Below are 25,360 nucleotides of genomic sequence, written 5' to 3' on the forward strand. Positions count from 1 at the left end.
GGCGTTAAAAGCCCCGTTCCGGCGTCGTTCGATCTGTTCGCCGGCTGTCAGAGTCGCGGGGAACTACTGCTCCTCCCCGACGAAGGCTCGGTACTTCACGTCCTCGGTGAGTTCCTCGATGATCCGCTCGACGACGACGCCTTTCGCGTCGTGGAGCCCGGAGATGCGCTCCTCCAGGTCCTCGAAGCTCTCGAAGGGCCCCTCGCGCTTGCGGCTCTCGAGCATGTCGTCCCGGAGCTTGTCGCCGATCCCGGGGAGGACGTTGAGCTGGTGGAGCCGCAGCGTCAGCGGCTGGGCGTCGTTGAAGTAGTCGAGGAAGCGCTGCGGGTGGCGGTCGACGATCTCCTCGATCACGTACTCGAGTTCCTGTTCGGCGCCTCTGGAGAGGTCGTCGTGGTCGATCTCGCGGTAGCGATCGACCAGATCGCGGTCGGCGTCGGGGGCGACGACGATCCGGTCGCCGATGCTCACGTCGGCGCCCTCGGCGAGCGTGAGTTCGAACAGGTCGAACTGCCCCTCGCCGACGGCGTAGGCGATCTCGGGTTTCTGGTGCTGTGGCCGGTCGTCGTCGGGGCGACCGTAGGGGAGGTGGTCGAGCACGACCGCGTGCTCGACGGCTGCGTCCTCGGCCGCGTCCTCGGCCGTGTCGGACTCTTCGGCATCGCTCATGCCCCTGATAAGTCACCGCGACGGATAAACTGTTGCCCGGTGTGGGACCGGGTCCGCGAGGAGTCAGGCGTACTCGGCGACGATGTCGAGGATCGCGTCGAGCTCCTCGCCCGACAGCGAGTAGCGCTCCTGTGCGTACACCGTCCGGAGCTCGTCCCGGTCGCGGGGCAGCAGATCCGCGATCTTGTGGGCGGTGGCGTCGTCGACCTTGTCGAGCTCCTTCAGGCGCTCGACCAGCTCGCGTGACTCCTCGGCGTCGAGGAGTGCGAACCGGTTCACGTGCTCGATGGCGCGCGCGAGCTCGTAGCGGAGCTCACGGTCGTCCTCCGCCGCGCGCTGTTCCTCGACGTCCTGGAGCTCCTCCTTGACCTCCGCGGCCGTGAGGTACTCCTCGTCGAGCTTCTCTTTGAAGATCGTCATTACTCCTCCTGTGCGCGAAGGTGGGCGGCGCTGGCGATGATCGTCTTCTCCTTGCCGCCGTCGGTGATCTGGACCTTGAACGCGTCGCCCTGCGTGCCGATGACCTCGCCGGTGTGACCGCTGAAGCGGGCGTGGAACCGGCCGTCCTCGACCGACGGGTCGAGCACGAGGTGGACCTTCTGCCCCTCGTCGTACTCGGCGATGGCGCGCTGGGGCGGCGACGTGCCGCGGTCCCGGGGGTGGTTGGACAGCTTGTCGCGAGTGCCAGTGTTGGGCCCGTTGGAGCTAGGCATGGTCTTGTTCCCGCGTACTGGCGGTCGGCGTATAAACGATGCGTTCTCGGGTCGGGGCTGCGACCTGCTCGGCGGACCGACTGGACTCCCCACCGACCCACGCCGGAAGCGGAACTATGACGCCCCCACCGCCCGAGGCACCGGTATGAGCGACGACCGCGGCGACGACGAACGCATCGAGACCCGGGCCATCCACGCGGGCCAGGAACCGGACGAGGAGACCGGCGCGCTGATGACGCCGATCTACGCCAACTCCACGTACGAGCAGGACGCGCCGGGCGACCACCGCGGCTACGAGTACTCCCGGACGGGCAACCCGACCCGGACCGACCTGGAGGAGAACCTCGCAGCCCTCGAAGGCGGGGAGTTCGGCCGCGCGTTCTCCTCCGGGATGGGTTCGATCAACACCGTCCTCAACCTGCTCGAATCCGGCGACCACGTCGTCGCCGGCGACGACGTGTACGGCGGCACCCACCGCATCTTCACGCAGGTGTACGAGGACTACGACCTGGAGTTCGACTTCGTGGACACCACCGACCACGAAGCAGTGCGAGACGCGATGTCCGAGGACACGGAACTGCTCTGGGTCGAGACGCCGACCAACCCGCTGCTGAACGTCAACGACATCGACGCGCTGACGGACATCGCCGAGGAGTACGGCGCGCTCTCGGCGGTCGACAACACGTTCGCGACGCCGATGCTCCAGCGCCCCCTCGAGCACGGGGCCGACATCGTCTCCCACTCGCTGACGAAGTACCTCGGCGGCCACTCGGACGTGGTCGGCGGCGCGCTGATCGTCGACGACCCCGAGCTCGACGAGCGAATCGGCTTCTACCAGAACTCCGTCGGCGCGACGCCGTCGCCCTTCGACTGCTTCCTCGTCCTCCGCGGGACGAAGACGCTCCCGGTGCGGATGGACCGCCACTGTGAGAACGCGAGCGAACTGGCGGGCTGGCTGCAGGACCACGACGCGGTGGCCCGCGTCTACTACCCCGGACTGGAGAGCCACCCGGACCACGACCTCGCGGCCGAGCAGATGGACGACTTCGGCGGGATGCTCAGCTTCGAACTCGACGGCACGCTGGAGGAGGCCCAGACGGTCGTCTCGGAGACCGACGTGTTCACGCTCGCCGAATCGCTCGGCGGCGTCGAGAGCCTGATCGAGCAGCCGGCGACGATGACCCACGCCGCGATCCCGAAGGCGGAGCGCGAGGCGGCGGGGCTGAAGGACGGCCTGATCCGCGTGAGCGTCGGCGTCGAGCACGTCGACGACCTGAAGGGCGATCTGGAGCAGGCGTTCGAGGAAGCGCTGGAGTAGTTGGGGGAGCTTACCCCAGCGTCTCGACCAGTCTGAACAGGTAATAGACGCCGACGTAGCTCGCGTTGATCGTAACGCCGATCCCGAGCCCTCCCACGAGAGCACTCCGTCTCGCCCAGTAGTAACTGGACGCGAACATCACGGCTTCCGCGACGACGATGAACAGGGGCGCGTGGCCGATCCACCCCAGCGGCGCGCTCGCGTAGATCCAGCCGCCGCCCTGGCTCGCGAGGGATTCGAACCCGCTCTCGGCCACGAACGCGAACACTGCCGGCCCGAGGTACGCGGCGGTGGTGCCGATCTCCTCGTGGAGGCGGATCCCCACATAGCCCATGAACGAGATGAGGATCGCCCACGCGAACGGCATGTATGCGGGGGAACTCAGCAGGACCGGGTAACCCGATGGATACACGAGAGTCCCGGCGACGTGGACCAGAAAGTGGTCCCCAAGGAGCTCCAGAACCCCGCCGATCGTCCCGATCGCGAGCAGATGGCGAACTCTTTCGTCGAACGTTGCGTACGCCACTCCGACCCCATAGAAGACGAACGCGTAGAGGTAGGAGAGCACCGTCGATCGGAGGAAAAGGAAGTTGTGATAGTACGCGAGGACCGTCCCGAGCATCCAGACACCGACGAGACCATCCCGCGCGGTAATGTGGCTACGGAGGCGTGAAACCCCTGAAAGCGCGACGGTGTCACGCATTACCTTCCCCTCCGTCGGATGCGTGCCAGTTGACAGCAGTCGAGCAATCCGGTTTCGACCGGTAGTGGGGCGAGTAGTGGTCCGGGAACGGAGAGCCAGTTGGAGATTCGAGCGGCCGGTTGGAGGGTGTTGGATCGAACCGCCTCGAAGTGCGCATGCGGAAACCTTCGGGCGGACTCGCTATTGCAGTTTTCACTCAGAATCACAAACACGTCGGGAGACCGATCCCGACGGCGTTCGAGTCGTGTGACGGGGCTCTCCCGTGACAGGTCTCGGTTCCGAATTATCGAAACGGAGATAGCACCGGCGTTTCCTGAAGAATCGAAAAATGCCACCATCCGTGAGTGATGAGAGGAACGCTCACTGTATTGAATCGGTCCGGATGTCCGGACATAGGTCGGAGAGCACTGGTCACCACGGCCGAGCGAAGCGAGTGAGGGTGGCGACGACGCTCATGCTGACAGGGATCGAGGGTTCCGGGCAGCAAACGAGAGATCGCTGGCTTCTGGTGAGGACCGTTACCGACGGACGAACTCCGACAGCTTCTCCGAGAGCGACCGGTCCTCCCCGAGTTTGAGGTAGTAGGCGTCGCCGCCGTCCTCGTAGTAGTTCTCGATCCGGCGGACGTCCTCGAAGCCGATGTGGCGGTAGAACGCCAGAGCCTGGTCGTTGGTCGCCCGGGCGTGGCAGGTGACCGAGTCGTGGTCCTCGGCGATGGCGGCGACGAGCCGCTCGCCGAACCCCTCGCCGCGGTAGTCGGGCGAGACTGCGAGAAAGAGGATGTAGCCGTCCTGGCGGGCCGAAACGAAGCCCGCGAGCTCGTCGTCGACGAACAGCAGTCGGCAGTCCGCGCGGCGGTAGGCGTCCCTGAAGAAGCTCCGGCGCTGCTTCAGCACGCCCTCCTCTCTGCGGATCTGCTCTTTCAGTTGCCACGCCTCGGACTCGTAGGTCGCGTCGCCCCGCGGGTCCCGGCGCGTCTCGACGGTCGCGCTCACGCTTGGCGGCAGTAGTCGTGACGGGGATTTAACTCCGTCGTCGGTGGGGGGTGGAAACAGCGGGAGTACGGTGTACCGGGATCGAGCTTCGTCGCTCCAGCGGAGGCCGGAGCCGGACGCTCGCCGTGAACGCTCAAAACACGTCTGCGGCATCGAGTTCCGTGCAGCGACTCGACGGTCGCTGCTGATCACGCGCCGCCGACGGTCAAAACACGCTGTCGGCGGTGGCCGCCCCCACAACCGCGAAGACGGCGCCGATACTCACCGCCTTCGCCGTCTGGGACAGATCCGCCCCGAACGCCTCCGGGGCGGCGAAACTGAACGCCAGCACCAGCACCGAGCCGAAGGAGACGAGCATCAGCGTCAGGAACCGGTAGGGGATGCCCGCGACCTCCGTCTCGTCGTCGGCGTCCCGGTCGCTGTCGGCGCGATAGAGCGCCCCCCATCCGATTGTGAACACCATCGCGACCGTCACCGCCCACTGGACGCCGTTCATGAACCCTGCGAGCACCCAGACCTCCTCGGTCACGACGAACGGCCCCGCGAGCAGGAAGCCGCCGACGACCTGCTGAGCAACGTCGGCCGGCCTGAACTCGCGGTTGAACAGGCGCCGGAGGAGGCTACGCGGGACCGAGATCATACCGATCACTGGCCCGCGGGGTTCTTTACTCCGACGGGTACGCCCCGGTGGCCCCGTGACGGAACTTCACACGGCGCCGACTGCCCGTCGTCGACGCCTCGGTTCAGAAGATGTTCGCCTGCCGGTACACCGAGATCCCCTCGTTGGTGATCTCGTAGGGTTTGGTCTCGCGGGAGTGGTTCGCGTCCCGGATCTTCTGGATCTCGACGGCGAGTCTGGTCTCCCGGAAGTCGGAGGGGCGCACGTACTGGAGGATGAACACCGCGTCGACGAGGTACTCGATGATCCCGTACCGCGAGGTGTAGGCGTCGTCGCTGCTGGCCTCGGAGGTGAGCATCGTCGTCACCCCCGCCCGCTTGAGCGAGCGCGCGAAGTCGAACACCTCCGAGCGGCGCTGGGCGGGGTGGTCGTACATCATCTCCAGCAGCGACACCGAGTCGAGCACGAGCCGGTCGGCGCTGAACTCCTCGACCAGCCGCGAGATGTCGTTCCGGATCGACGACAGCGAGTTCGCCATCTCGATGGGGTCCATCGAGACGATGGCGAGGCGCCCGTCGTCGCGCCACTCCCGGAACGGCCAGCCCTTCTCCTCGGCGGTCGAGAGGATCGCCTCGCGGGACTCCTCCAGCGTGATGTAGATCGCCCGCCCCTCGTCCTGCAGCGTCTCGGTCAGGAACTGGAGGCCGAACGTGGTCTTCCCGGTCCCGGCGGCGCCGATGGCCACCATCAGCGACCGTTTGGGGACGCCGCCGAGGATCATCTCGTCGAGCCCCTCGATACCGACGTTGACGCGGTCGATGTCCGACTCGAGTTCGGCGTCCTCGAACGACTCCTGTCCGCCGCCGAACCCCTCGCCGCTGCCGCCGAACCCTCCCTCACCGTCGCCGAACCCTCCTTCACCGCCCCCGAACTCTCCCTCACCGCCGCCGCCGAACCCCCCCGGAGCGTCGTCGGTCCCCTGCTCGCCACTACCCCCTCCCTCGCCGAACCCGGGGGCGTCCCCGAACGGGTCCGTTCGCTCCCCGCTGCCGGCGACGCCACCGAAGGGGTCCGACTCCGACTCGGTCCCTTCGTCCGGGCTGTCGCCGCCGAACGGGTCCCCCTCGTCCCCCGCGCCGCTCTCACCGCTGTCGCTGAAGGGGGTCGACGACGGGGTTTCGTCGGCCGCTTCCCCCGTCAACGCCTCGCCGTCGGTCGGCGTCCCGTCGTCGATGTCGGCGTCGTCGGCGGTCTCCTCCGTCGTCCCCTCCTCGTTGGACGTCCCCTCGGTCTCACGCATCGCCCGCTCGAACCAGTCTTCCTCCTCGTCGTCGCTCATGTGGGCGCGTCCACCCCCGCGAGGCGTCCAGTCATTGTCGGACTCTCGGCGCGCCCGCAAATGAAGGTTGTCCGTGGCGCGGCGGATCCGCGCGCTTTTGCCGGCGGGGTTGGAACCGCGACCCATGCTGGTCGGCATCGTCGCGAAGCGGGGCAACAGGCGGGCGTCGTTCCTGGCGGCGGACATCCGTGACCGCCTCCGGGAGGCCGACGTGGAGGTGTGGCTGGACGAGGCCACGGCCGAGGAACACGAACAGTCGGGCCGTCCGGTCTCGGCGATGGACGCGTGTGACCTCGTCGTCGCCATCGGCGGCGACGGGACGTTCCTGTTCGCGGCCCGCGGCGTCGGCGACACGCCGATCGTCGGCGTCAACCTGGGCGAGGTCGGCTTCCTCAACGCGATCGGGCCCGAGGACGCGGTCGAGAAGGTGCTGAACGAGGCCGAGGCGCTCCGCACGGGGGAGCTCTCGGTCCGCGAGGCTCCCCGGCTGGTCGCCGCCGGCGACGACTGGGTGAGCCCTGCCGCCGTCAACGAGATCGTCCTGCAGGGCGCCCAGCGCGGCCCAGCCGGCGGTGTCGACCTCGAGATACGCGTCGACGGGTCGCTGTTCTCCTCCGGTCGGGCCGACGGCGTCCTCGCGGCGACGCCGACGGGGTCGACCGCGTACAACCTCTCTGAGGGCGGGCCGCTGGTCCATCCCGATGTCGAGGCGGTCGTCCTCAACGAGATGTGCGCCGAGGCGGGGATGCCGCCGCTGGCGGTTGGGTTGGACAGCGAGATCACGGTCCGGCTCACGGGGACGCCGGAGGCGCACGTGATCGTCGACGGGCGCGTGACCCGGAGCCCGGACCCGCCGACGACGGTGACGATCCGGACCGCCGACACGCCGATCCGGCTGGCCGGGCCGGACGCGGAGTTCTTCGACGCGCTGAACAAACTGGAGTAGCGTTCGACCCCTCCCGGTCAGTCCGTCGCCCTCAGCCCCAGTTCTCCTCGCGCGTCGGACGGTCCGACAGCGCGGCCACGTCGACGCCGGCCAGCGAGCCGTCGGTCTCCGCGCCCGCATCGAGCGCCGCGAGCGCCGCGCGGGCCGACGCCTCCGTCGAGAGGTAGGGGACCTCCTCGTCGACGGCGGTTCTGAGACTGTCACGCTCCGTCGAGAGCAGGAAGTCGACGCTGCCCTCCTTGAGCGCCGTCTCGAGGTCGTCGGGCTCGACGGCGTCGAGGTAGTCGGTGAAGCCGTCGATCACGGCCGCGGGCCAGTCGCCGTCGACTGCGACCGTCCCGGAGGCCGGGATCTCGTTGTCCGCGGCGATCTGTGCCTTCCCGTAGGCCACCCCGAAGCTGTCGGCGGTGCCCATCACCTCGCCGGTGGACTTCATCTCCGGGCCGAGGCGCGGGTCCGAGTCCGGCAGGCGGTCGAACGGCAGCACGACCTCCTTCACGCTCGGCTGCTCGGGGATCTGCTCGGCGGCGTCGATCTCGGCCAGCGACTCGCCGGCCATCGCGCGGGCGGCGAGTTTGGCGATCGGGACGCCCGTCGCCTTCGAGACGAACGGGACGGTGCGCGAGGAGCGGGGGTTCGCTTCGAGCACGTAGACGCTCGCCTCGCCGTTCTCGTCCTCCTGGACGGCCAACTGGACGTTCAGCAGGCCGACCGTCGAGAGCGCCTCGGCGATCTCCTCGACGACCTCGCGGACGCGGGTCAGCGTCTCGTCGTCGAGCGAGCGCGGCGGGATCACGCAGGCGGAGTCGCCCGAGTGGACGCCCGCGCTCTCGACGTGTTCCATCACGCCGCCGATCAGCACGTCCTCGCCGTCGGCGACGGCGTCGACGTCGAGTTCGACCGCGTCCTCGAGGAACGAGTCGATCAGGACCGGCTTCTCGGGGGAGACGCGGACCGCCTCCTCGACGTACTCGCGGAGTTCGTCGTCGCCGTGGACGACCTGCATCGCGCGTCCGCCGAGCACGTAGGACGGGCGCACGAGCACGGGGTAGCCGATCTCGTGCGCCAGATCGAGCGCCTCAGCCTCACTGGTCGCCGAGCCGCCGGCGGGCTGTTCGATCCCGCGCTCGGCCAGCAGGCGGTTGAAGCGGTCGCGGTCCTCCGCGAGGTCCATCGCGTCGACGCCGGTGCCGAGGATCTCGCAGTCCAGCCCGCGGCGGTCGAGTTCCGTCTCCAGCGGTTCACCGACGTCGACGGAGGTCTGCCCGCCGAACTGGACCATCACGCCGTCGGCGTCGGTGGCCTCGATCGCGTCGGCGACCTCCTCGGCGGTGATCGGCTCGAAGAACAGGCCGTCGGAGGTGTCGTAGTCCGTCGAGACCGTCTCCGGGTTGTTGTTGACCACGTGGGCGTCGATGCCCAGTTCCTCCAGCGCGCGGACCGCGTGGACCGCGCAGTAGTCGAACTCGACGCCCTGCCCGATGCGGATCGGGCCGCCGCCGACGACCACGACGCTCTCCACGTCGGTGTCGATCTGGAGTTCGCTCCTCGCGCCGGGGTCGTCGAACAGCTCCGGGCGGCGCGCGGAGTAGTAGTACGGCGTCGACGCCGCGAACTCGCCGGCGCAGGTGTCGACCTGCTTGAACGAGCGGTCGGGCGTCTCGCTCGCGACCTGCTGGGGCGTCACGTCCGTGGTGCCGCCGTCGGCCGCCGCGGGCTCCTGCGTTCCGGGTTCGGAGGCCGGGATCCAGGACGCGTGGGTGTCCGGGAACTCGCCGCCGGCGACGGCGGCGATCTCGTTGTCGGTGAACCCCACTTCCGCGGCCGCGGTGTAGTCGCCTTCGGCGGCGTCGATCGCCGCCTCGGCGACGTGCCGGTAGCGCTCGACGTACCAGTCCTCGATTCCGGTGAGGTCGGCGACCTCCTCGACCGAGAAGCCGCGGACGAACGCCTCGAGCATCGCGTAGGGGCGATCCGGGCTCGGTCTGAGGAGGTACGACTCGGCGAGTTCGTCGTCGTCGACGCTCGTCCAGTCGACCGCCGGGTCGTACTCGGAGCTCCGGAGCGCCTTGAGCAGGCTCTCCTCGAACGTGCGGCCGATCGACATCGCCTCGCCGGTGGACTTCATCGCCGTCGAGAGCGTGAAGTCGGTCTCGGGGAACTTGTCGATGGGCCAGCGCGGCACCTTCGTGACCACGTAGTCGATCGCCGGCTCGAAGGCGGCGGTGGTCTCGCCGGTGATCTCGTTGTCGATCTCGTGGAGGCGCTTGCCCAGCGCGACCTTGGCGGTCACGCGGGCGATCGGGTAGCCCGTCGCCTTCGACGCCAGCGCCGAGGAGCGCGAGACGCGCGGGTTGACTTCGACGACGCGGTACTCGCCGCCGGGGGTGCCGTCGTCGCGCCACGCGAACTGGATGTTACAGCCGCCCTGGATTCCCAGGTCGCGGATGACCTCCAGCGCCGCGTCGCGCATCTCCTGGTGGCCGTCGTCGGGGATCACCTGCGACGGCGTGACGACCGTCGACTCGCCGGTGTGGATCCCCATCGGGTCCAGGTTCTCCATGTTGCAGATGATGATGCAGGAGTCGCCCGCGTCGCGCATCACCTCGTACTCCAGTTCGACCCAGCCCGAGATGGACTCGGTGAGCAGCACCTCGTCGTTGCGCGAGAGCCTGAGCCCCTTGCGCGTGCGTTCGAGCAGTTCGTCCATCTCGCCGACGACGCCCGAGCCCGAGCCGCCCAGCGTGTAGGTCGTGCGGGCGATCACGGGGAGGCCGCCGACCTTTTCGACGCCGGCCTCGACGCGCTCCTTGAGTGCCGCCTCACTCATCTCCGTCGCCGACTCGTCGTCGGCGAGGCTGATCGTGGTCGACTTGGGGACCGGCTGGCCGAGCTCCTCCATGCGCTGGCGGAACAGGTCGCGGTCCTCGGTCGCGTAGATCGTGTCCAGCGGCGTCCCCATGATCTCCACGTCGTGTTCCTCGAGGACGCCCTGCTCGGCGAGTTCGGCGGTGACGTTCAGCCCGGTCTGGCCGCCGAGGCCGGCGATGACGCCGTCCGGGTTCTCCTTCCGAATGACCTCCGCGATGGCGTCGGGGGTGATCGGCTCGACGTACACCCGGTCGGCGGTCTCCGGATCGGTCATGATCGTCGCCGGGTTGGAGTTGACGAGCACCACTTCGGCGCCCTCCTCCTGCAGCGCCCGGCAGGCTTGCGCGCCGGAGTAGTCGAACTCGGCGGCCTGGCCGATCTGGATCGGGCCGCTACCGATCAGCAGGATGGTCCGGTCGGCGCCCGCGTCGCCGTCGTCCGACGCAGCCGCGCCGCCGTCCGTGACTGGTTCCGGGGCGATCGTCGCTCCGTCGTCACTGCCGGTCTCCGTCATTACACCATGGGAATACGCGAATCGTAATAAACTCGGCGGATAGCTACGAGTTCCGAAGTAGCATTACGAATTTCGTAACTAGGCTGCGGCCTCACCACTCGCGTGTGTTGTTCGTCGACGAAAGGCGACCGCGAAAACGGCGGTCCGAGCCCGGTCGCGTCCCCACTCGGTCCAGTTAGCGATCCGGTTCCGGGACCAGCCAGCGCGGGACCACCCGCGTCAGCGTGACCATCCCTGCGAGCTCGACCAGTGTTTGCGTGACGACGACGGCCGGGGCGAGCTGGTAGGCCGCGGGGAGCGCGAGTGCGAGCGGCAACACGACCAGCGAGTTCCGCGTGACCGACGTGAACACGAGCGCCCGACGCTCGGCGACGGGGAGGTCCAGCCGCGCGCCCACGGACCGCGCGACGAGCGGCATCACGACGAGAAACGCGACGTACACCGGAACGACCGCGGCGATCTGTCCGATCGAGTCCTGCACGCGCGTGAGCTGTGAGGCGATGACGACGAACAGCGTCACGGCCAGCATCGGCACCGGGAGCCAGCCCATCGCCGTCTGCCACGACGCGCCGCGGCGGGAGCGCTCGGCCCACGCCTCCGTCAGCCACGCGAGCGCGAGCGGCAGCGCGATGATGAGCAGGAACGCCTCGACGAACGGCCGGGGCTCGATCGCGGACGCGACGGTCGGCCCCACGAACAGCCAGAGGTACGCCGGCAGCGCAACGAGTTGGGCGAGCAGCAGCGCCGGCGTCGCCGCCGTGACCTGTTCGGCGTCGCCGCCGGCGAGGTCGGTGAAGGTGATGACGTAGTCGACACAGGGCGTCAACAGCACCATGAACGCGCCGACCAACAGCGCGGGCCGGTTCGGCAGCGGTCGCGTCAGCAGCCAGACCACGACCGGGACGACGAGGAAGTTCGTTCCCAGCGCCCCCGCCATGAACCGGCGGTTCCGGAACGCGCGCCGGAGCCGGACGAAGGGCACCTCGAGGAACGTGACGTAGAGCAGCAGCGCCAACACCGGGTCGATGAGCTCCTCGACAGCCGGGGCGACAGCGGGGCGGCCGACGCCGACGCCCACGGCGAGTGCGACGCCGACGGCGTAGACGGCGACCTGCCGGCGCTGGAGCCACGCCTTCGCGTCCATGGCCCCGGTTCGGCGCTTCGGGGGAAAACTGCGGCGCTCGGAGCTCCTCCGGATAGTGGTACTTTTAGCCCCGGGGCGCCGCGTAGTAGGTATATACCCGTCCGACGCGTCGTCCCCGTCTGTCAGCGAGGACGACACCACCCGTCCGCAGTCGGGGACCCACCATGACTGACACCGATCTCTCGAACGTCGTGCTGGTCACGGTCGACTCGCTTCGTGCCGACGCGCTGGGCGCCTACGACGACGACCGCCACACGCCCGTGCTCGACGGGCTCGCCGACCGGGGGACGACGTTCGACCGCGCGTTCGCGACCGGCAACTGGACACCCTTCTCGTTCCCGTCGATCCTGGCCTCACGCCCCGTGTTCGCCGACGACGGTCGCATCGGCGTCGACGGCGTCGAGACGCTGGCCGAGACGCTCTCGGAGGCCGGGTTCGAGACGGCGGGGTTCAACGCCGCCAACGGCTTCCTCACTTCCCACTGGGGCTACGACGACGGCTTCGACGAGTTCGAACCGTTCGTCGCCAGCGTCGGGTCCAGCATCTACAGCAAGTACCTCGCCACCCACCCGACGGTCGAGGCGTGGCTCCAGTTGGCCACCTCGCCCGTGCGACGGTTCGGCTCGTGGCTCCGCGGCGGCACCGACGAGCGCCCGTTCCTCGACACCTCGCGGATGTTCGACGTGGAACACGCCGCGACCGACTTCATCGAGGACGCCGAGGAGCCGTTCTTCCTCTGGATCCACTACATGGACGCCCACACGCCGTACGTCCCGGCGCCGCGGTACATCCGTGAGGTGTCCGACGGCCTGCTCGGCACCCACCGGATGATCCACGCCCACACCCGGACTGGGCTGGGCTGGAACGTCGGCGAACGGACGCTCGCGGACCTCCGCACGCTCTACCAGGCGGCGGTCCGACAGGTCGACGCCAGCGTCGGGCGCGTGCTCGACTCGCTGGAGACCGCCGGGGTCGACGACGAGACGGCGGTCGTCGTCGCCGGCGACCACGGCGAGGAGTTCCAGGAGCACGGCCACCTCGCGCACTACCCCAAACTCTACGACGAACTGATCAACGTCCCACTGATCGTCGACGTGCCCGGCACCGACGGCGGGCGCGTGGGGGGACAGGTCGGCCTCGACGCCGTTCCGCCGACGGTGACCGATCTGCTCGGCCTCGATGCGCCGACAGCGTGGACCGGCTCGAGCGTCGCCCCGAGCGTCATCGACGGCGAGGACCCGGCGGGCGAGCCCGTGGTCTCCGTGACGGTTCGCGGGGAGGAGGTGACCAGCCAACCCATCCCGCGCTCGCTCGACGACGGCGACCTGCTGGTGAGCGTCCGCGACCGCGACTGGACCTACGTCGAGAACGTCGATGCGGCGGGCACCGAGGCGGCCGAACTGTACCACCACCCCGACGACCCGACCCAGCAGACGAACCTGGCCGGCGATCCGACGGCCGAGCAGCGCGACGTGATCGAGGAGTTCGCCCCGATCATCGACGCCCACGCGGACCTGCTCCGCGGCCACGGGGACGCCGACGCCGCGGCCGAGGTCGACGAGGACCTCGAACACCGACTCGAGGCGCTGGGTTACCGCTAGATGCTCCGCTCGTTCCTCCGCAACCTCCTGGGCGGGCCGATCGCCGTCCAGCTCCGGCGGTACGTCATCGTGGGATCGACGACGGCGGGCGTCCAGATGTTGCTGCTCTGGCTGTTCGTCGATGCCGGCGACGTGAACTACCTCCTGGGGGCGACCGTCGCGATCGAGATCACGATCGTGATGACGTACGTCCTCAACAACGCCTGGACGTTCGCGTCGATGCGGAACACCGGCTGGACGGACTATCTCACCGGGCTCCTGAAGACGAACGTGGTGCGCGGGACGGCGATCCCGATCCAGTTGGCGGTGTTGTACGCGCTGGTCGACTGGCAGGGGATCCAGTACCTGCTGGCAAACGCCGTCGCGATTCTCGTCAGCGGCGTCTATCGGTACTTCTTCGACGTGAAGTGGACGTGGGGACGGACCTGAGTGGCGGTCGCGGTTCCCGGAACTCGTCGGCACGCTTCGCTGGAGTTAACGTGCACAGGCCACTGGAACCAGTATGAGCAACTATCACGTCGTGATGGAGGCTGCGTGGCTGGTGCGAGACGTCGAGGACATCGACGACGCCATCGGCGTCGCCGTCTCCGAGTCGGGCCGCCGACTCAACGAGGCCGACAAGGAGTACGTCGACGTCGAGGTCGGGCTGACCGACTGCCCGGCCTGTGGCGAGCCGTTCGACTCCGCGTTCATCGCCGCGAGCACCGCACTCGTCGGACTGGTGCTGGAGATCGAGATCTTCAACGCCGAGAACGAGGAGCACGCCACCCGTATCGCCAAGAGCGAGGTCGGCGGCGCGCTCCGTGACGTCCCGCTGGAGGTCATCCAGACCGTCCAGACCGAGGAAGGCGAGGAAGAGGAAGCGTAACGCTCTCCGTCGGGGTCCCCCCGCTCGCGTCGCGTGGCCGTCTCCCAGTCGTTCTCGACGTCGTGCGGGATCGGTGCGCCGTCCATCCCGCTGGCCCGCCGGCCCCACGCAGCTGTGCGCGGCGGGCCGAAACCACTTAGTGATTACCTACGGTTATCCCCGACCATGGAACTGCCGACACCCGAGGACCTGCGCGAACGGCGGAACACGGTGGGGATGACCCAGTCGGCGCTGGCGGAACGCGCCGACGTCTCCCAGCCGTTGATCGCCCGCGTCGAGAACGACGACGTGGACCCGCGGCTCTCGACGCTCCGGCGCATCGTCGAGGCGCTCGACGAGGCCGAGGGCGAGGTCGTCCGCGCGACGGACCTGATGCACGAGGAGGTCGTCAACGTCGGCCCGGACGACTCCGTCAGCGACGCGGTCGAGCTGATGGACGAGGAGGCCTACTCACAGCTCCCGGTGATCCAGAACGGCGTCCCGGTGGGCTCGATCTCCCAGTCCGACGTGGTCCACGCCGGCGAGAACGTCGGTGACCTCCCCGTCGCCGAGGTGATGAGCGAGTCGTTCCCGACCGTCGGCGCCGACGCGACCGTCGACGAGATCCGGAACCTGCTCGACCACTACAAGGCGGTGATCGTCACCGACGGCGGCGAGGCCGTGGGGATCATCACCGAAGCGGACATCGCGAGTCACGTCTCCTAGCGCGTTCCTCGCCTCCCGGACCGCTACAGCTCCAGCCCGCGGATCGCGACGCCCTCGCCCTCCTCGACGTGGCCGATCACGCGCCCCTCGGTCTCCCCGACGAGCGAGTCGGCCGCGTCCGGGTCCAGCGCCGCGACGAAGCCGGTCCCCATGTTGAACGTCCGGTGCATCTCCTCGTCGCTCACGTCGCCCAGATCCTGGACGAAGTCGAACACCGGCTGTGCGGGCCAGGGGTCGTCGACGACGTAGCGGTGGTCGCCCAGCCGTTCGAGGTTCGTCCAGCCGCCGCCGGTGACGTGTGCGGCGGCACGGACGCCGTGCTCGCGCATGGGGTCCAGCAGGTCGGTGTAGATGCGGGTCGGCTCCAGCAACGCGTCCCCGACGGCGTCGTAGCGCTCGCCGGGGTAGGGGTCAGTGTACTGGTACTCGCGGGTGACCGCCTCGCGGGCGAGCGTGAGTCCGTTCGAGTGGATGCCGGAGGACTCCCAGCCCACCAGCGCGTCGCCGGGTTCGGCGCTGCCGGGGAAGACGGCGTCTTTCGCCGCCAGCCCCGCGCAGGTGCCCGCGAGGTCGAGCCCCTTCACGACCTCCGGCATCACCGCCGTCTCGCCGCCGACGAGTTCGAGGTCCGCGGCGTCGGCGCCGGCCGCGAGCCCCTCGCCGACCTGTTCGGCGAACGTCTCGTCGGGTTCGTCGACCGCGAGGTAGTCGACGAACGCAACCGGGCGCACGCCCGCGGCCACGAGGTCGTTGGCGTTCATCGCGATGCAGTCGATGCCCACCGTCGAGTAGTCCGCCATCGCCTCGGCGACGAGCAGTTTCGTCCCGACGCCGTCGGTCGCCAGCGCGAGGTAGCGGTCGCCGATGTCCAGCAGGCCGGCGTAATCGCTGTCGGTGCCCTCGCCAGCGGCGCCCGCGGCCCCGACCAGCGCGGCCGTCGCCGCCTCGCTCTCGGCGATGTCGACGCCCGCGTCGGAATAGGTCAGCCCCTCCTCCTCGGTCATGGCTGAAGCGGCGGGAGGGTCGCGCAAAAGTCCTCCGCTCCGCCGCGCCCGGCGGCCCGGTCAGAAGCCGATCCCGAGCACGAAGACTACGTACACCGTCACCGCGATGCTAGGCAGGAACACGGCCGCCCAGACCGCCTTGCTCCAGCCGACGATCGTCTTCCCGTCGAGCGCGCCGATGGGGATCATGTTGAACGCCGCGAGGAACAGGTTCACCGCGAGCCCGCGTCCCCCCAGCAGTTCCAGCGGATCGACGCCGAGGGCGACGCCGGCGATCCAGAGCGGGACGAACACCGCCGCGAGGGCGAGGTTCACTGCCGGCCCGGCGAGCGCGATCAGCCCGTGCTGGCGCGCGGTGAGCCGGCCGCGGTGGTGGACCGCCCCCGGCGCGGCGAAGATGAAGCCGAGGAAGGCGCTCATGATCGCCAGAAAGAGCATGTTGTACTCCGCGCGGAACGCGGCGACGTTGTCGTACCGGACCGCCATCACCTTGTGCCCGAGTTCGTGGAGCAGGAACCCCACGCCCGCGGTCAGCAGCGAGACGACCAGCGCGACCGCGAACGTCGTCGGGCTCCCCGTCACGAGTGCGATCGCGCGCTGCCCGCCGCCGGCGAAGAAGATCGCGAACGCGACCCCGAGTGCGAGCCACGCGATCAGCAGGTCCTGGATCTCCTGTGCCGAGAACCGTAGCGAGGGCTCGGGCTCGAAGCGGCCGCCGCCCGCGCCGCCCCGCCCGCCGTCGGGTGCGCTCACGCGACCCACCCCCAGATGGTTCGGGCGCTGTTCTGTGCGCCCTCGATCAGGAGCCGTGGAACGGCACTGACGCCGCCGATGTCGCCGAAGAAGGGCGGGAGGACGTACAGCGCGAACAGGAAGGAAGCGATGAAGCTCCCGACGTTCGTCAGCGCGACGATCATGATGAGCTTGAACAGCGGCACCTCGAACATCCGGTCGATCAGCTCCATCAGCGGCGTCTCCTGGTCGTCGAGCAGCGCGTTCAGCGTCTCGATGTCGCCGACGTTCACGGTGGTGTACCGGAGTTCGACGTAGCCCGCGAACCAGCCCGGCGCGAGCAGGGGGTTGACCGAGGTGAGCCAGGCGACCGAGCCGCCGACCAGCGCCGAGGGCCAGTGGGCGCCGACCAGCCGGGCCAGCCCCGCGGCGAACACGCCGTTGACGACGAACCACGCCGCGAACAGTTCCAGCAGGAAGCGGTCCTCGACGCCGGCCATCGCCAGCAGCACGAAGAAGGCGACGAAGGCGCCGGTGATGGCGACGGCGGCGATCTTCCCCCACGGCAGGAGGCGCTCCCGTTGCCCGGTCAGCGACTCACGCGGCGGCAGTCGCTCGGGGTGGGCGAGGTACTCTTCGATCCCCGCGCGGTGACCGGCGCCGACGATGGCGACCACGTCCTTCCCCTGGGCGCGCAGGTCGAGCAGGTTGTGCGCGATGAAGGCGTCGCGCTCGTCGATCAGCGCCTCGGCGCCGCCCGGGGAGAACTGCCGGAACTCCTCCATCATCGCGGTCACCACGTCGGTGTCCGTCAGCTCGTCCGGGTCGAGCAGCTCTTCCATCTCCTCGTCGGTCGACTCGCCGTCGTCGCCGAACAGGCTCATCGCGCCCGCGACGGCGACGCCGACGACCAGCCCCGCGGCGAGGCCGAGCGTCATCGACCCCACGGCGCTGATCACGAACCCGCCGAGGTACCCGGTGACCAGCGAGTCGGTCAGCCCGAGGCCGACGCCGGCGAGGGTGCCGACGGCGAACCCGCCGCCGCCGGCGACCGCGAGCGCCAGCGCGTCGTCCTCGAGGGTGCGGAACGAGAGCTCCGCGAGCACGTACGCCGAGAGCAGCCCCACCAGTGCGCTCCCGGTGAGGCCGACCAGCAGCGACTGCGTGACGCCGACGGCGCCGCCGAAGACCCCGAGAACCGGGCCCAGTACGACTCCGACCAGCAGGCCGAACATCACGCCGGCGATCCGGGGGTCGGTGATCCCGAACGCCAGCGAGCCGACGACCTGTAGCTTCTCGAACAGCCCCATCCGCGACCAGAACCGACGGATCGTCTCCTGGATGTCCCGGTCGACCAGGGCGACCTCGATGCCCAGGTCCTCCGCGGTCTCGACGGCGGCGAGCATCTCCGCGCCGGGCTCGATGTCGAACTGATCGCCCAGCCGCGCCTGCACGTACGAGAGCATCCAGTACGCGAGGAACTGGAAGACGGTGTTCCCCTCGAGCAGGTCGCCCGCGGAGAGGTCCTCGGGCTCCCCGCCCCGCATCTGGCTGTAGCGCCCCTCGTCCAACTCGACGGCGACGACGTCCGGGCGTTCCTCCTCGATGGTCCCCTCGACCTCCCGGACGCTCTCGGCGGAGACGTGCGCGGTCCCCACGACCTGCACGCTCCCCTCCGATTCACTCATTGCGCACGGTTCGGCGCCGCCGGGCCTTTACCGTGACGAAGCGCGGTTCGGCCCTCCCGAACCGTTTTTGGGCCCTGCCGTCGCGCTCTCCCCCGTGTTCCAGAACCGCGCGATTCACGCACGATCATCCGCCCACGAGGTCGCGCTCGACTGCCTCGCGGCGGGGATCCGCGGCGCCGACCCCGAGCGCGCGACCCGCGACGCGCTCGCCGTGACCAGCGGGGACCTCGAGATCGCCACGGGGGAGCGATCGCTCGTCGACCTCTCGGCGTTCGACCGCGTGCTCGTCCTCGGCGGCGGGAAAGCGGCGCCGGGCGTCGTCCGCGCGCTCGAGGCCAGTCTCGGCGACCGGATCTCGGACGGTCTCGTCGTCGTCCCCGATGACCACCCCGACGTGAGCGGCTCCATCGGCGCCGTCTCGGTCGAGGCGGGCGGCCACCCCGTCCCGACGCCGGCGGGCGCCGACGCGACCGACCGTCTGCTCGACCTGGCCGACGCGGCCGACGAGTCCACGCTCGCCCTCTCGGTCGTCACGGGCGGGGCGAGCGCACTGCTCGCGGCGCCTGCCGGCGAGTTGGACGTCGACGACCTCCGCGGAGTCACTCGTACGCTCCTCGACGCCGGCGCCGACATCGAGGAACTCAACGCCGTCCGCAAGCACGCCTCGCGGGTGAAAGGCGGCCGGCTCGCCGCGGCGGCCGCCCCGGCGACGGTCGCCGGCCTCGCGGTGAGCGACGTGGTGGGCGACCCGCCGTCGGTGATCGGCTCCGGCCCGACGGCGCCGGACGCGACCAGCTACGACGACGCGCTCGCGGTGCTCTCCCGGTACGAGGTCGACGCGCCGGCGGTCCGCGAGCACCTCGAAGCCGGGGGCGCCGGCGAGCATCCGGAGACGCCCGGGCCGGGCGACCCGGCGGTCGCCGACGTGCCGACCCACGTCGTCGCGGGCGCCCGGACGGCCATCGACGCCGCCGCGGCCGCGGCCGAGGAGCGAGGGTTCGAGCCCTGCGCGCTCTCCTCGCGAGTGCGCGGCGAGGCGCGCGCGGCGGCGCCGACCCACGTCGCCGTCGCGGAGGAGACGGCCGCCGCAGGCGACCCCGTCGAGCCGCCCGCGGTCCTGCTCTCCGGCGGCGAGACGACCGTCGACGTACGGGGCGACGGCGACGGTGGCCCGAACACGGAGTTCGCACTCGCCGCGGCGCTCGCGCTGGGGGCGGGTATCGACCACGTCGGCGACGATGTGGTCGTCGCCGCCGTCGACACCGACGGCCGGGACGGCGCGACCGACGCCGCGGGCGCGCTGATCGACGCCGATACCGTACCGGACCGGGAGGCGGCCCGCGACGCGCTCGCGCGGAACGACTCGCTCGGCCACCTCGACGGCCGGGACGCGGCGCTCGTGACCGGCCCGACGGGGACGAACGTGAACGACCTCCGGGTGCTGGTCGTACCCGGACGGTACGACTGAGCGAGACGTGACAGCCCGGCGAAACGGAAGGGAACAGAGTTTCAACCACCCGTGTAAAAACGAAGCCTGCATGGTCGACATACTGCCCTCCACCCCGGACGCCGACCCCGACCCGGAACCCCGGGTACTCGGCGTCGACAGCGACGAGGCGGGCGAGACCCTCGCCGCGCTCTCCTCGGAAACCGCTCGGGGTATGCTCCGCGAGTTCCACGACGACCCGGCCACCCCCTCGGGGATCGCCGACAGACTGGACCTCTCGCTGCAGAACGCCCAGTACCACATCGGCAACCTCGAGGATGCCGGCCTGATCGAACCGGTCGACACGGTCTACTCCGAGAAGGGCCGCGAGATGACGGTGTACGGCCCGGCCGACGCACCGTTGATCGTCTACGCCGGCACCGAGGACGAAACGACCGGGCTGAAAGCCGCGCTCTCGCGGCTCATCGGCGCCGTCGCGGCGCTGGGGATCACCAGCCTCCTCGTCCAGGCGTATCTCGGCGATCTCTCGCTCCCGTTCGGGACGGGTGCCGGCGGCACGGCCGACCACCAAGCCGGCACGACGGCGACACAGGTCGAAACGGAGACCGAGGGCGGCATGGGGATCGCACAGACCACGTCGACGCCCGAGCCCACGGCGACGCCGGTGTCCGACACCGTCCGGGCCGCGGAGGACGCGCTCGCGCTGCCGCCGGGGGTGCTGTTCTTCCTCGGCGGGCTGGCGGTGCTACTCGGCGTCGGCGCCGGCTGGTGGCTGAAGAACCGCTGAGCCGGCTCAGAGGTACGGCGGGCGTTCGGGCTCGTCCGACTCCGCGGGCGCCTCGTCCTCCGTTTCGATCATCCCGCCGTCGGCCGCGCCGACGGCCGATTCGGGGTCGGCCCCGCCGGGGCGACTGGCGGCGGCCAGTTCGGCCGGCAGATCGACCGGGCGGTCCTCGCTGTCGGCGTCGGGGCTGTACGTCGGCGGCACGTCGTCGGTCGTCGACGCCGTGGTGTCGGTGTCCGCCGAGTTCGGGTCGTAGGAGAGCAGCGCGGTCACCGCGAGCACTGCGAGCGCGACCGGTTGGTCGGTCACGAGCACCCCGAGTACGTCGACCGCGAGCATCCCCAGCGCGACGGCGCTCCCGAACCGGAAGCGGTCGATGTCGACCGCGCCTTGCAGCTGGGGCGCGCTGAGTGCCACGCCGAGGGCGAACGCGATCCCCGTGCCGGCGGCGGCCGCGGCGGGCAGTAGCGTCGACAGTTCGAAACTCATCGAGAGCTCGGCGCCCGAGGGTCGGTAGCTGGCGACGACGCCCAGCGCGACGATCGCGCCGGGGCCCGGGAGGTACGTGCCGACCTCGGCGCTCGCGGTCTTGGCGGCGATCGCGAGGATCACCAGCCCGGCGAACCGCTGGAACACGTCCGGGTCGAACATCGAGTAGATCGTCTGGGCGAACGCCGCCTCGACGACGGCCAGCGGGATCAGGCCGAGGCCGATCAGGAGGACGGAGGTGGCCTTCTGGGCCGGACTCCCCTCCATCTCGGCGAGGACCACCGCGACGGTTGCGGAGCCGCCGAAGATGAGCAGTCCGGTCTGGAGGACGCCCCACGGGTCCATCCCGCCCGCGTCGGTGGTCAGGGCGCCGGCGACGACGAGCGCGGGGAAGATGCCGTCGACGAGCGGGAGCCCCATCACCGTCGCCAACAGCTTCGTGGCGCCGCCGACGCGCTGTTCGAGGCGTAACGCGATCGGGTGGTCTGAGACGCTCACGACTAGCTCGCGGCCTCACCCGTGGCCAAACGGTGGTGTTCTCCCGAGTCCGGATAGCCGCGACGGCAGTCGAACCGTGTAAACGTCGGGAAGAGACATCGAACTGTTCGCCACATCGGTTTCGGCTGGTCGACGGCGCTGCAGGGCGACTGGCCGGCGATGCGCGATGCGGCGATACTGTCGACGTCCATACCCACTACTTCCCTCGATACGCCGATAAACGTTGCGTGAGAGTGAGCCCCATAACCACGACCGGATCATCGGTGAAACTGGATGCGAGTCGAAGAATCCTCGCCGGATGGACGGTTGAACTGAAGAAGTGTCGAATCTTTCGATCGACTCCGTGATCGTGGCCGTCGATCGAACAGTGTGGGCACCGTGGCCACACGGTTCCCCGACTCGGAACGTTTTTGAGGCGAGCCTCACCACCGACTACATGGCGAGTAACGGATCGGAACCCTTCTCAGAGAAGCTACGAGTGCCGGAGGCGCTGACGTTCGACGACGTGCTCCTGCGGCCGATGGAGAGTCGTGTCGAACCGGACGCCGCGGACGTGTCCACGCGCGTCTCGACCAACGTCGAACTACAGATCCCCATCCTCTCGGCGGCGATGGACACGGTCACCGAGGCCGAGATGGCCATCGGGATGGCCCGCGAGGGCGGGCTCGGCGTGCTCCACCAGAACATGACGACCGCCGAGATGGAGGCGTCGATCACGCAGGTCAAACGCGCCGACGAGCTCGTGATCCGGCGGGAGAACGTCGTCACCGCCTCTCCCGAGCAGACGGTCAACGACGTGGACGCGATGATGGAGCGCGAGGGCGTCTCGGGCGCGCCGGTCGTCGACGACGACGACACCGTGCTGGGGATCATCTCCGGCACCGACATCCGCCCGTACCTCGAGGTCGGCGAGAGCGACGAGGTGCGCGAGGCGATGACCGACGAGGTCGTCACCGCGGCGGAGGACGTGAGCGCCCGCGACGCGCTCGAACTCATGTACGACCACAAGATCGAGCGCGTCCCCATCGTCGACGACGAGGACCACCTGGTCGGCCTCGTGACGATGCAGGGGATCCTCGCGCGCCGCGAGAACGAGAACGCGGCCCGGGACGAGGACGGCCGCCTGCGCGTCGGGGTCGCGGTCGGCCCGTTCGACGACGAGCGCGCGGTGGTCGCCGACGAGGCCGGCGCCGACGTGCTGTTCATCGACTGTGCCCACGCCCACAACCTCAACGTCATCGACTCCGCGAAGGCGATCGCCGAGACCGTCGACGCCGACGTGGTCGTCGGGAACGTCGGCACGCGCGAGGCCGCCGAGGCCGTCGTCGACTTCGCCGACGGCGTCAAGGTCGGGATCGGCCCGGGTAGCATCTGTACCACCCGAGTCGTTTCCGGCGCGGGGATGCCCCAGATCACCGCCGTCGCGCAGGTGGCCGACGTGGCGAGCGGGGCGGACGTGCCCGTGATCGCCGACGGGGGGATCCGCTACTCCGGCGACGCGATCAAGGCCATCGCCGCCGGCGCCGACGCGGTGATGCTCGGCTCCTACTTCGCCGGCACCGACGAGGCGCCCGGCCGCGTCATCACGATGAACGGCAAGAAGTACAAGCAGTACCGCGGGATGGGCAGCGTCGGCGCGATGCAGTCCGGCGGCGGCGAGCGCTACCTCAAGGAGGAGAACGACGAGGAGTTCGTCCCCGAGGGCGTGGAGGCGGCGACGCCCTACACCGGGACGCTGGGCTCGGAGCTCCACCAGCTCGTCGGCGGGATGCAGTCCGGGATGGGCTACGTCGGCGCCGAGAGCATCCCCGAGTTCAAGGAGCGCTCGGAGTTCGTCCGGGTCTCCGCGGCCGGGCAGACCGAGGGTCACCCCCACGACGTGATGATCACGGACGAGGCGCCCAACTACAGCCCCAACGAGTAAGCACGCGGTTTCGATTCGGGGACCGCGAGTCCCGAAGGGGTATTTTGATATAGCCGGCCGCTCGTTTTTACCTATAGCCAACCGCTACCCCTTCAGATGAGTGACGATCGACCTCTCGTGCTCGTGGTCGAGGACGAGTCAGACCTGGCAGACCTCTACGCTGCGTGGCTCGGCGACGGCTACCGCGTTCGAACCGCCTACGGCGGCCGCGAGGCGCTCGAGAACCTCGACGCCGAGGTCGATATCGTGCTGCTCGACCGCCGGATGCCGGGGCTCTCCGGTGACGACGTGCTGGACGCGATGCAGGACCGCGGGCTCGACTGTCAGGTCGCGATGGTGACCGCCGTCGAGCCCGACTTCGACGTGCTCGAGATGGGGTTCGACGACTACCTCGTCAAGCCGGTGGCTCGGGACGAACTGCTCGAGACCGTCGAGAACCTGGAGCGCCGAGGGACGTACGACTCGGGGGTGCAGGAGCTGTTCTCGCTGGCGTCGAAGAAGGCGCTGCTCGAGGCCGAGAAGACCGAGTCAGAACTCGACGAGAACGAGGAGTACGGCGAGCTCACCGACCGGCTCGAGGCGCTCCGCGAGGAGCTCGACGCGACGATCAACGAGATGGGGTCGGGCGACGAGTTCGAGACGCTGTTCCGGGAGTTCGACGACGTCGACGGCCAGTTCGCCGACGAGGAGCGAAGCGAGGACCCCTTCGCCGACGAGTCGGAGGAGGACCCCTTCGGCGGCGTGCAGGAGTAGCTCAGAGGGCCACGTCGGTGCCGACGTTCTCCGCGATCGCCCGCTCGAACAGCGCCGTCGCCGCCGTGGCGTCGAGCACCGCCGAACCGACCGACGCGACGACCAGGATCTCCGCGTCCGACTCCCTCCCGGCTGTGCCTTCGAACACCGCGGAGAGCGGCGTGAACGCCGACGCCCCGTGGTCCGGGAAATCCCCCGTTTCGGCGACCTCCGCGGGCACGTCGGCGACCAGCCGTGCCGCCCGCGAGACCGTCGCCGCGTCGAGTTCGCGCATCTCGGCTGTGTAGGCGCCGACGGCGACGACGAGCGTCCCCGGGGCGAGCGCGTCGCCGGGAAAAACTGGTTCGGTCGCGGTGGTCGCCGTCACGACCACGTCGGCGTCCGAGACGGCCGCCCGCGCCGAGTCGACCGCCTCGGCGTCGATCCCCTCGGCCCGGAGGTCGGCCGCACAGGCCTCCCGCGAGTCGCTGGGGGAGTAGACGCGCGCGGATTCGACGCCCCGTGCGGCCGCGATCGCGCGGGTCTGCCAGCGCGCCTGCGTGCCGGCGCCGACGACGCCGACCCGGACCGGTCCGTCGCCGACGGCCAGATGCTTCGCCGCCAGCCCGCCGATACAGCCCGTCCGCGCGTTGGTGATCCGCGTTCCCGCCAGCAGCCCCGCCGGTACCCCGGTCCGCGCGTCGGTGACCGCGATCTGCGCCTGGACGGTCGGCCGGCCGCGGTCGGCGTTGCCCTCGTGGACGCTCGCCAACTTCGTGGCGTAGTGCTCGTCGCCGTGGACGTACGCCGGCATCGTGAGCCCCGTCCCCAGCGGTTCGTCGCCCTCGAGTCCGGTCCCGACCGGGAAGTGCGGTCGTTCCGGGCGCTCGACCTCGCCGCGTCCCTGCTTCAGGAACGCCCGTTCGATCTCGGGCAGGAGATCGGGGAGGTCGAGCAGGCTCGCGACGTCGTCGTCGGAGAGTACGCGCATACGCCCTCCTACGACGCCGCGGAGAAAGCTTCTTGGCCGAGGGTTCAAGGGCGATGACGGGACCCC

At 69.7% G+C, this 25,360-nt stretch carries 25 protein-coding genes; 10 read left to right on the plus strand and 15 right to left on the minus strand.

The genetic code is table 11. From position 1 onward, the window contains the following. Nucleotides 1–63: 63 nt before the first annotated feature. From BMZ83_RS01175 to BMZ83_RS01185, 3 genes are all read right to left on the minus strand, one after another. Entirely contained in the window at nt 64–669 is a 606-nt protein-coding gene (locus BMZ83_RS01175; RefSeq protein WP_074874772.1) for a DUF655 domain-containing protein, read from the minus strand. A gap of 63 nt (nt 670–732) precedes the next feature. Further along, entirely contained in the window at nt 733–1,089 is a 357-nt protein-coding gene (locus BMZ83_RS01180) for an RNA polymerase Rpb4 family protein (protein WP_074874774.1), read from the minus strand. Then, nucleotides 1,089–1,382, minus strand: a complete 294-nt coding sequence (locus BMZ83_RS01185) for a 50S ribosomal protein L21e (RefSeq protein WP_074874776.1) — start codon at nt 1,380–1,382, stop codon at nt 1,089–1,091. The genes BMZ83_RS01180 and BMZ83_RS01185 overlap by 1 nt, the downstream gene beginning before the upstream one ends. A gap of 145 nt (nt 1,383–1,527) precedes the next feature. Between BMZ83_RS01185 and BMZ83_RS01190 the strand changes: the two genes are divergently transcribed. Continuing rightward, nucleotides 1,528–2,700, plus strand: coding sequence for a cystathionine gamma-synthase (locus tag BMZ83_RS01190; RefSeq protein ID WP_074874778.1), 1,173 nt, complete (start codon nt 1,528–1,530; stop codon nt 2,698–2,700). A 10-nt stretch (nt 2,701–2,710) separates the two neighbouring features. On the opposite strand, the gene BMZ83_RS01195 is transcribed toward BMZ83_RS01190, so the two are convergent. The 4 genes from BMZ83_RS01195 to BMZ83_RS01210 all read right to left on the minus strand — a co-directional run bounded on the left by BMZ83_RS01195 (nt 2,711) and on the right by BMZ83_RS01210 (nt 6,356). After that, on the minus strand, nt 2,711–3,403 hold the full coding sequence (locus tag BMZ83_RS01195) for a DUF6989 domain-containing protein (protein ID WP_143076868.1): 693 nt from the start codon (nt 3,401–3,403) through the stop codon (nt 2,711–2,713). A 518-nt stretch (nt 3,404–3,921) separates the two neighbouring features. Then, complete coding sequence (locus BMZ83_RS01200) at nt 3,922–4,398, minus strand: GNAT family N-acetyltransferase (RefSeq protein ID WP_074874782.1); 477 nt, start codon at nt 4,396–4,398, stop codon at nt 3,922–3,924. A 205-nt stretch (nt 4,399–4,603) separates the two neighbouring features. After that, nucleotides 4,604–5,038, minus strand: coding sequence for a DUF2391 domain-containing protein (locus tag BMZ83_RS01205; protein WP_074874784.1), 435 nt, complete (start codon nt 5,036–5,038; stop codon nt 4,604–4,606). 103 nt (nt 5,039–5,141) lie between these two features. Next, the gene (locus BMZ83_RS01210; RefSeq protein ID WP_074874786.1) at nt 5,142–6,356 is read right to left on the minus strand and encodes a KaiC domain-containing protein; all 1,215 of its coding nucleotides are present in this window, start codon (nt 6,354–6,356) and stop codon (nt 5,142–5,144) included. 124 nt (nt 6,357–6,480) lie between these two features. On the opposite strand from BMZ83_RS01210, the gene BMZ83_RS01215 reads away from it, so the two are divergent. Further along, nucleotides 6,481–7,302, plus strand: a complete 822-nt coding sequence (locus tag BMZ83_RS01215) for an NAD(+)/NADH kinase (protein WP_074874789.1) — start codon at nt 6,481–6,483, stop codon at nt 7,300–7,302. Between the two features lie 31 nt (nt 7,303–7,333). Here the strand turns inward: BMZ83_RS01215 and carB are convergent, their stop codons facing one another. Both carB and BMZ83_RS01225 read right to left on the minus strand, forming a co-directional pair. Beyond that, nucleotides 7,334–10,687 carry a carbamoyl-phosphate synthase large subunit gene (carB, locus tag BMZ83_RS01220; protein WP_079990070.1) on the minus strand — a complete coding sequence of 1,118 codons (3,354 nt, stop codon included), beginning with the start codon at nt 10,685–10,687 and terminating at the stop codon, nt 7,334–7,336. Between the two features lie 175 nt (nt 10,688–10,862). After that, nucleotides 10,863–11,831 carry an arsenic resistance protein gene (locus tag BMZ83_RS01225; RefSeq protein ID WP_074874791.1) on the minus strand — a complete coding sequence of 323 codons (969 nt, stop codon included), beginning with the start codon at nt 11,829–11,831 and terminating at the stop codon, nt 10,863–10,865. Between the two features lie 164 nt (nt 11,832–11,995). On the opposite strand from BMZ83_RS01225, the gene BMZ83_RS01230 reads away from it, so the two are divergent. The 4 genes from BMZ83_RS01230 to BMZ83_RS01245 all read left to right on the plus strand — a co-directional run bounded on the left by BMZ83_RS01230 (nt 11,996) and on the right by BMZ83_RS01245 (nt 15,005). After that, a complete protein-coding gene (locus BMZ83_RS01230) occupies nt 11,996–13,432 on the plus strand; it encodes a sulfatase (RefSeq protein WP_074874793.1) in 1,437 nt (478 codons plus the stop codon). Next, a complete protein-coding gene (locus tag BMZ83_RS01235) occupies nt 13,433–13,861 on the plus strand; it encodes a GtrA family protein (protein ID WP_074874795.1) in 429 nt (142 codons plus the stop codon). Between the two features lie 73 nt (nt 13,862–13,934). Beyond that, the gene (locus tag BMZ83_RS01240; protein ID WP_074874797.1) at nt 13,935–14,300 is read left to right on the plus strand and encodes a DUF555 domain-containing protein; all 366 of its coding nucleotides are present in this window, start codon (nt 13,935–13,937) and stop codon (nt 14,298–14,300) included. Between the two features lie 165 nt (nt 14,301–14,465). Further along, entirely contained in the window at nt 14,466–15,005 is a 540-nt protein-coding gene (locus BMZ83_RS01245; RefSeq protein ID WP_074874799.1) for a CBS domain-containing protein, read from the plus strand. Between the two features lie 23 nt (nt 15,006–15,028). Here BMZ83_RS01245 and purM read toward each other — a convergent pair whose 3' ends face one another. From purM to BMZ83_RS01260, 3 genes are all read right to left on the minus strand, one after another. Further along, nucleotides 15,029–16,009 carry a phosphoribosylformylglycinamidine cyclo-ligase gene (gene purM, locus BMZ83_RS01250; protein ID WP_074874801.1) on the minus strand — a complete coding sequence of 327 codons (981 nt, stop codon included), beginning with the start codon at nt 16,007–16,009 and terminating at the stop codon, nt 15,029–15,031. A gap of 60 nt (nt 16,010–16,069) precedes the next feature. Then, entirely contained in the window at nt 16,070–16,678 is a 609-nt protein-coding gene (locus tag BMZ83_RS01255; RefSeq protein WP_245748681.1) for a zinc metalloprotease, read from the minus strand. 80 nt (nt 16,679–16,758) lie between these two features. After that, on the minus strand, nt 16,759–18,429 hold the full coding sequence (locus BMZ83_RS01260) for a TraB/GumN family protein (RefSeq protein WP_074874805.1): 1,671 nt from the start codon (nt 18,427–18,429) through the stop codon (nt 16,759–16,761). A gap of 94 nt (nt 18,430–18,523) precedes the next feature. Here BMZ83_RS01260 and BMZ83_RS01265 point away from each other — a divergent pair, with 94 nt between their 5' ends. Next, the gene (locus tag BMZ83_RS01265) at nt 18,524–19,897 is read left to right on the plus strand and encodes a glycerate kinase type-2 family protein (RefSeq protein ID WP_074874808.1); all 1,374 of its coding nucleotides are present in this window, start codon (nt 18,524–18,526) and stop codon (nt 19,895–19,897) included. 70 nt (nt 19,898–19,967) lie between these two features. Beyond that, the gene (locus BMZ83_RS01270; RefSeq protein WP_074874810.1) at nt 19,968–20,663 is read left to right on the plus strand and encodes an ArsR/SmtB family transcription factor; all 696 of its coding nucleotides are present in this window, start codon (nt 19,968–19,970) and stop codon (nt 20,661–20,663) included. A gap of 6 nt (nt 20,664–20,669) precedes the next feature. On the opposite strand, the gene BMZ83_RS01275 is transcribed toward BMZ83_RS01270, so the two are convergent. Then, on the minus strand, nt 20,670–21,647 hold the full coding sequence (locus BMZ83_RS01275; RefSeq protein ID WP_074874812.1) for a DUF5794 domain-containing protein: 978 nt from the start codon (nt 21,645–21,647) through the stop codon (nt 20,670–20,672). A 2-nt stretch (nt 21,648–21,649) separates the two neighbouring features. Continuing rightward, a complete protein-coding gene (locus BMZ83_RS01280) occupies nt 21,650–21,838 on the minus strand; it encodes a hypothetical protein (protein ID WP_074874814.1) in 189 nt (62 codons plus the stop codon). A gap of 245 nt (nt 21,839–22,083) precedes the next feature. On the opposite strand from BMZ83_RS01280, the gene guaB reads away from it, so the two are divergent. Continuing rightward, nucleotides 22,084–23,571, plus strand: a complete 1,488-nt coding sequence (gene guaB, locus BMZ83_RS01285) for an IMP dehydrogenase (RefSeq protein WP_074874816.1) — start codon at nt 22,084–22,086, stop codon at nt 23,569–23,571. A gap of 96 nt (nt 23,572–23,667) precedes the next feature. Next, nucleotides 23,668–24,324, plus strand: a complete 657-nt coding sequence (locus tag BMZ83_RS01290) for a HalX domain-containing protein (RefSeq protein WP_074874818.1) — start codon at nt 23,668–23,670, stop codon at nt 24,322–24,324. A gap of 1 nt (nt 24,325) precedes the next feature. Here the strand turns inward: BMZ83_RS01290 and BMZ83_RS01295 are convergent, their stop codons facing one another. Next, nucleotides 24,326–25,294: an ornithine cyclodeaminase family protein gene (locus tag BMZ83_RS01295; protein ID WP_074874820.1), complete on the minus strand. Its 969-nt coding sequence runs from the start codon at nt 25,292–25,294 to the stop codon at nt 24,326–24,328. Nucleotides 25,295–25,360 lie beyond the last annotated feature (66 nt).

The organism is Halolamina pelagica (assembly GCF_900115675.1).
Taxonomy (GTDB): Archaea; Halobacteriota; Halobacteria; order Halobacteriales; family Haloferacaceae; genus Halolamina; species Halolamina pelagica.

Coding starts and splice junctions, on each gene's coding strand:
- BMZ83_RS01210 (WP_074874786.1), bottom strand. CDS start 6,356: ATGAGCGACGACGAGGAGGAAGACTGGTTCGAGCGGGCGATGCGTGAG.
- BMZ83_RS01235 (WP_074874795.1), top strand. CDS start 13,433: ATGCTCCGCTCGTTCCTCCGCAACCTCCTGGGCGGGCCGATCGCCGTC.
- BMZ83_RS01230 (WP_074874793.1), top strand. CDS start 11,996: ATGACTGACACCGATCTCTCGAACGTCGTGCTGGTCACGGTCGACTCG.
- BMZ83_RS01290 (WP_074874818.1), top strand. CDS start 23,668: ATGAGTGACGATCGACCTCTCGTGCTCGTGGTCGAGGACGAGTCAGAC.
- BMZ83_RS01175 (WP_074874772.1), bottom strand. CDS start 669: ATGAGCGATGCCGAAGAGTCCGACACGGCCGAGGACGCGGCCGAGGAC.
- BMZ83_RS01295 (WP_074874820.1), bottom strand. CDS start 25,294: ATGCGCGTACTCTCCGACGACGACGTCGCGAGCCTGCTCGACCTCCCC.
- BMZ83_RS01215 (WP_074874789.1), top strand. CDS start 6,481: ATGCTGGTCGGCATCGTCGCGAAGCGGGGCAACAGGCGGGCGTCGTTC.
- BMZ83_RS01205 (WP_074874784.1), bottom strand. CDS start 5,038: ATGATCTCGGTCCCGCGTAGCCTCCTCCGGCGCCTGTTCAACCGCGAG.
- BMZ83_RS01270 (WP_074874810.1), top strand. CDS start 19,968: ATGGTCGACATACTGCCCTCCACCCCGGACGCCGACCCCGACCCGGAA.
- BMZ83_RS01195 (WP_143076868.1), bottom strand. CDS start 3,403: ATGCGTGACACCGTCGCGCTTTCAGGGGTTTCACGCCTCCGTAGCCAC.
- purM (WP_074874801.1), bottom strand. CDS start 16,009: ATGACCGAGGAGGAGGGGCTGACCTATTCCGACGCGGGCGTCGACATC.
- carB (WP_079990070.1), bottom strand. CDS start 10,687: ATGACGGAGACCGGCAGTGACGACGGAGCGACGATCGCCCCGGAACCA.
- guaB (WP_074874816.1), top strand. CDS start 22,084: ATGGCGAGTAACGGATCGGAACCCTTCTCAGAGAAGCTACGAGTGCCG.
- BMZ83_RS01225 (WP_074874791.1), bottom strand. CDS start 11,831: ATGGACGCGAAGGCGTGGCTCCAGCGCCGGCAGGTCGCCGTCTACGCC.
- BMZ83_RS01185 (WP_074874776.1), bottom strand. CDS start 1,382: ATGCCTAGCTCCAACGGGCCCAACACTGGCACTCGCGACAAGCTGTCC.
- BMZ83_RS01260 (WP_074874805.1), bottom strand. CDS start 18,429: ATGAGTGAATCGGAGGGGAGCGTGCAGGTCGTGGGGACCGCGCACGTC.
- BMZ83_RS01240 (WP_074874797.1), top strand. CDS start 13,935: ATGAGCAACTATCACGTCGTGATGGAGGCTGCGTGGCTGGTGCGAGAC.
- BMZ83_RS01280 (WP_074874814.1), bottom strand. CDS start 21,838: ATGGACGTCGACAGTATCGCCGCATCGCGCATCGCCGGCCAGTCGCCC.
- BMZ83_RS01245 (WP_074874799.1), top strand. CDS start 14,466: ATGGAACTGCCGACACCCGAGGACCTGCGCGAACGGCGGAACACGGTG.
- BMZ83_RS01180 (WP_074874774.1), bottom strand. CDS start 1,089: ATGACGATCTTCAAAGAGAAGCTCGACGAGGAGTACCTCACGGCCGCG.
- BMZ83_RS01190 (WP_074874778.1), top strand. CDS start 1,528: ATGAGCGACGACCGCGGCGACGACGAACGCATCGAGACCCGGGCCATC.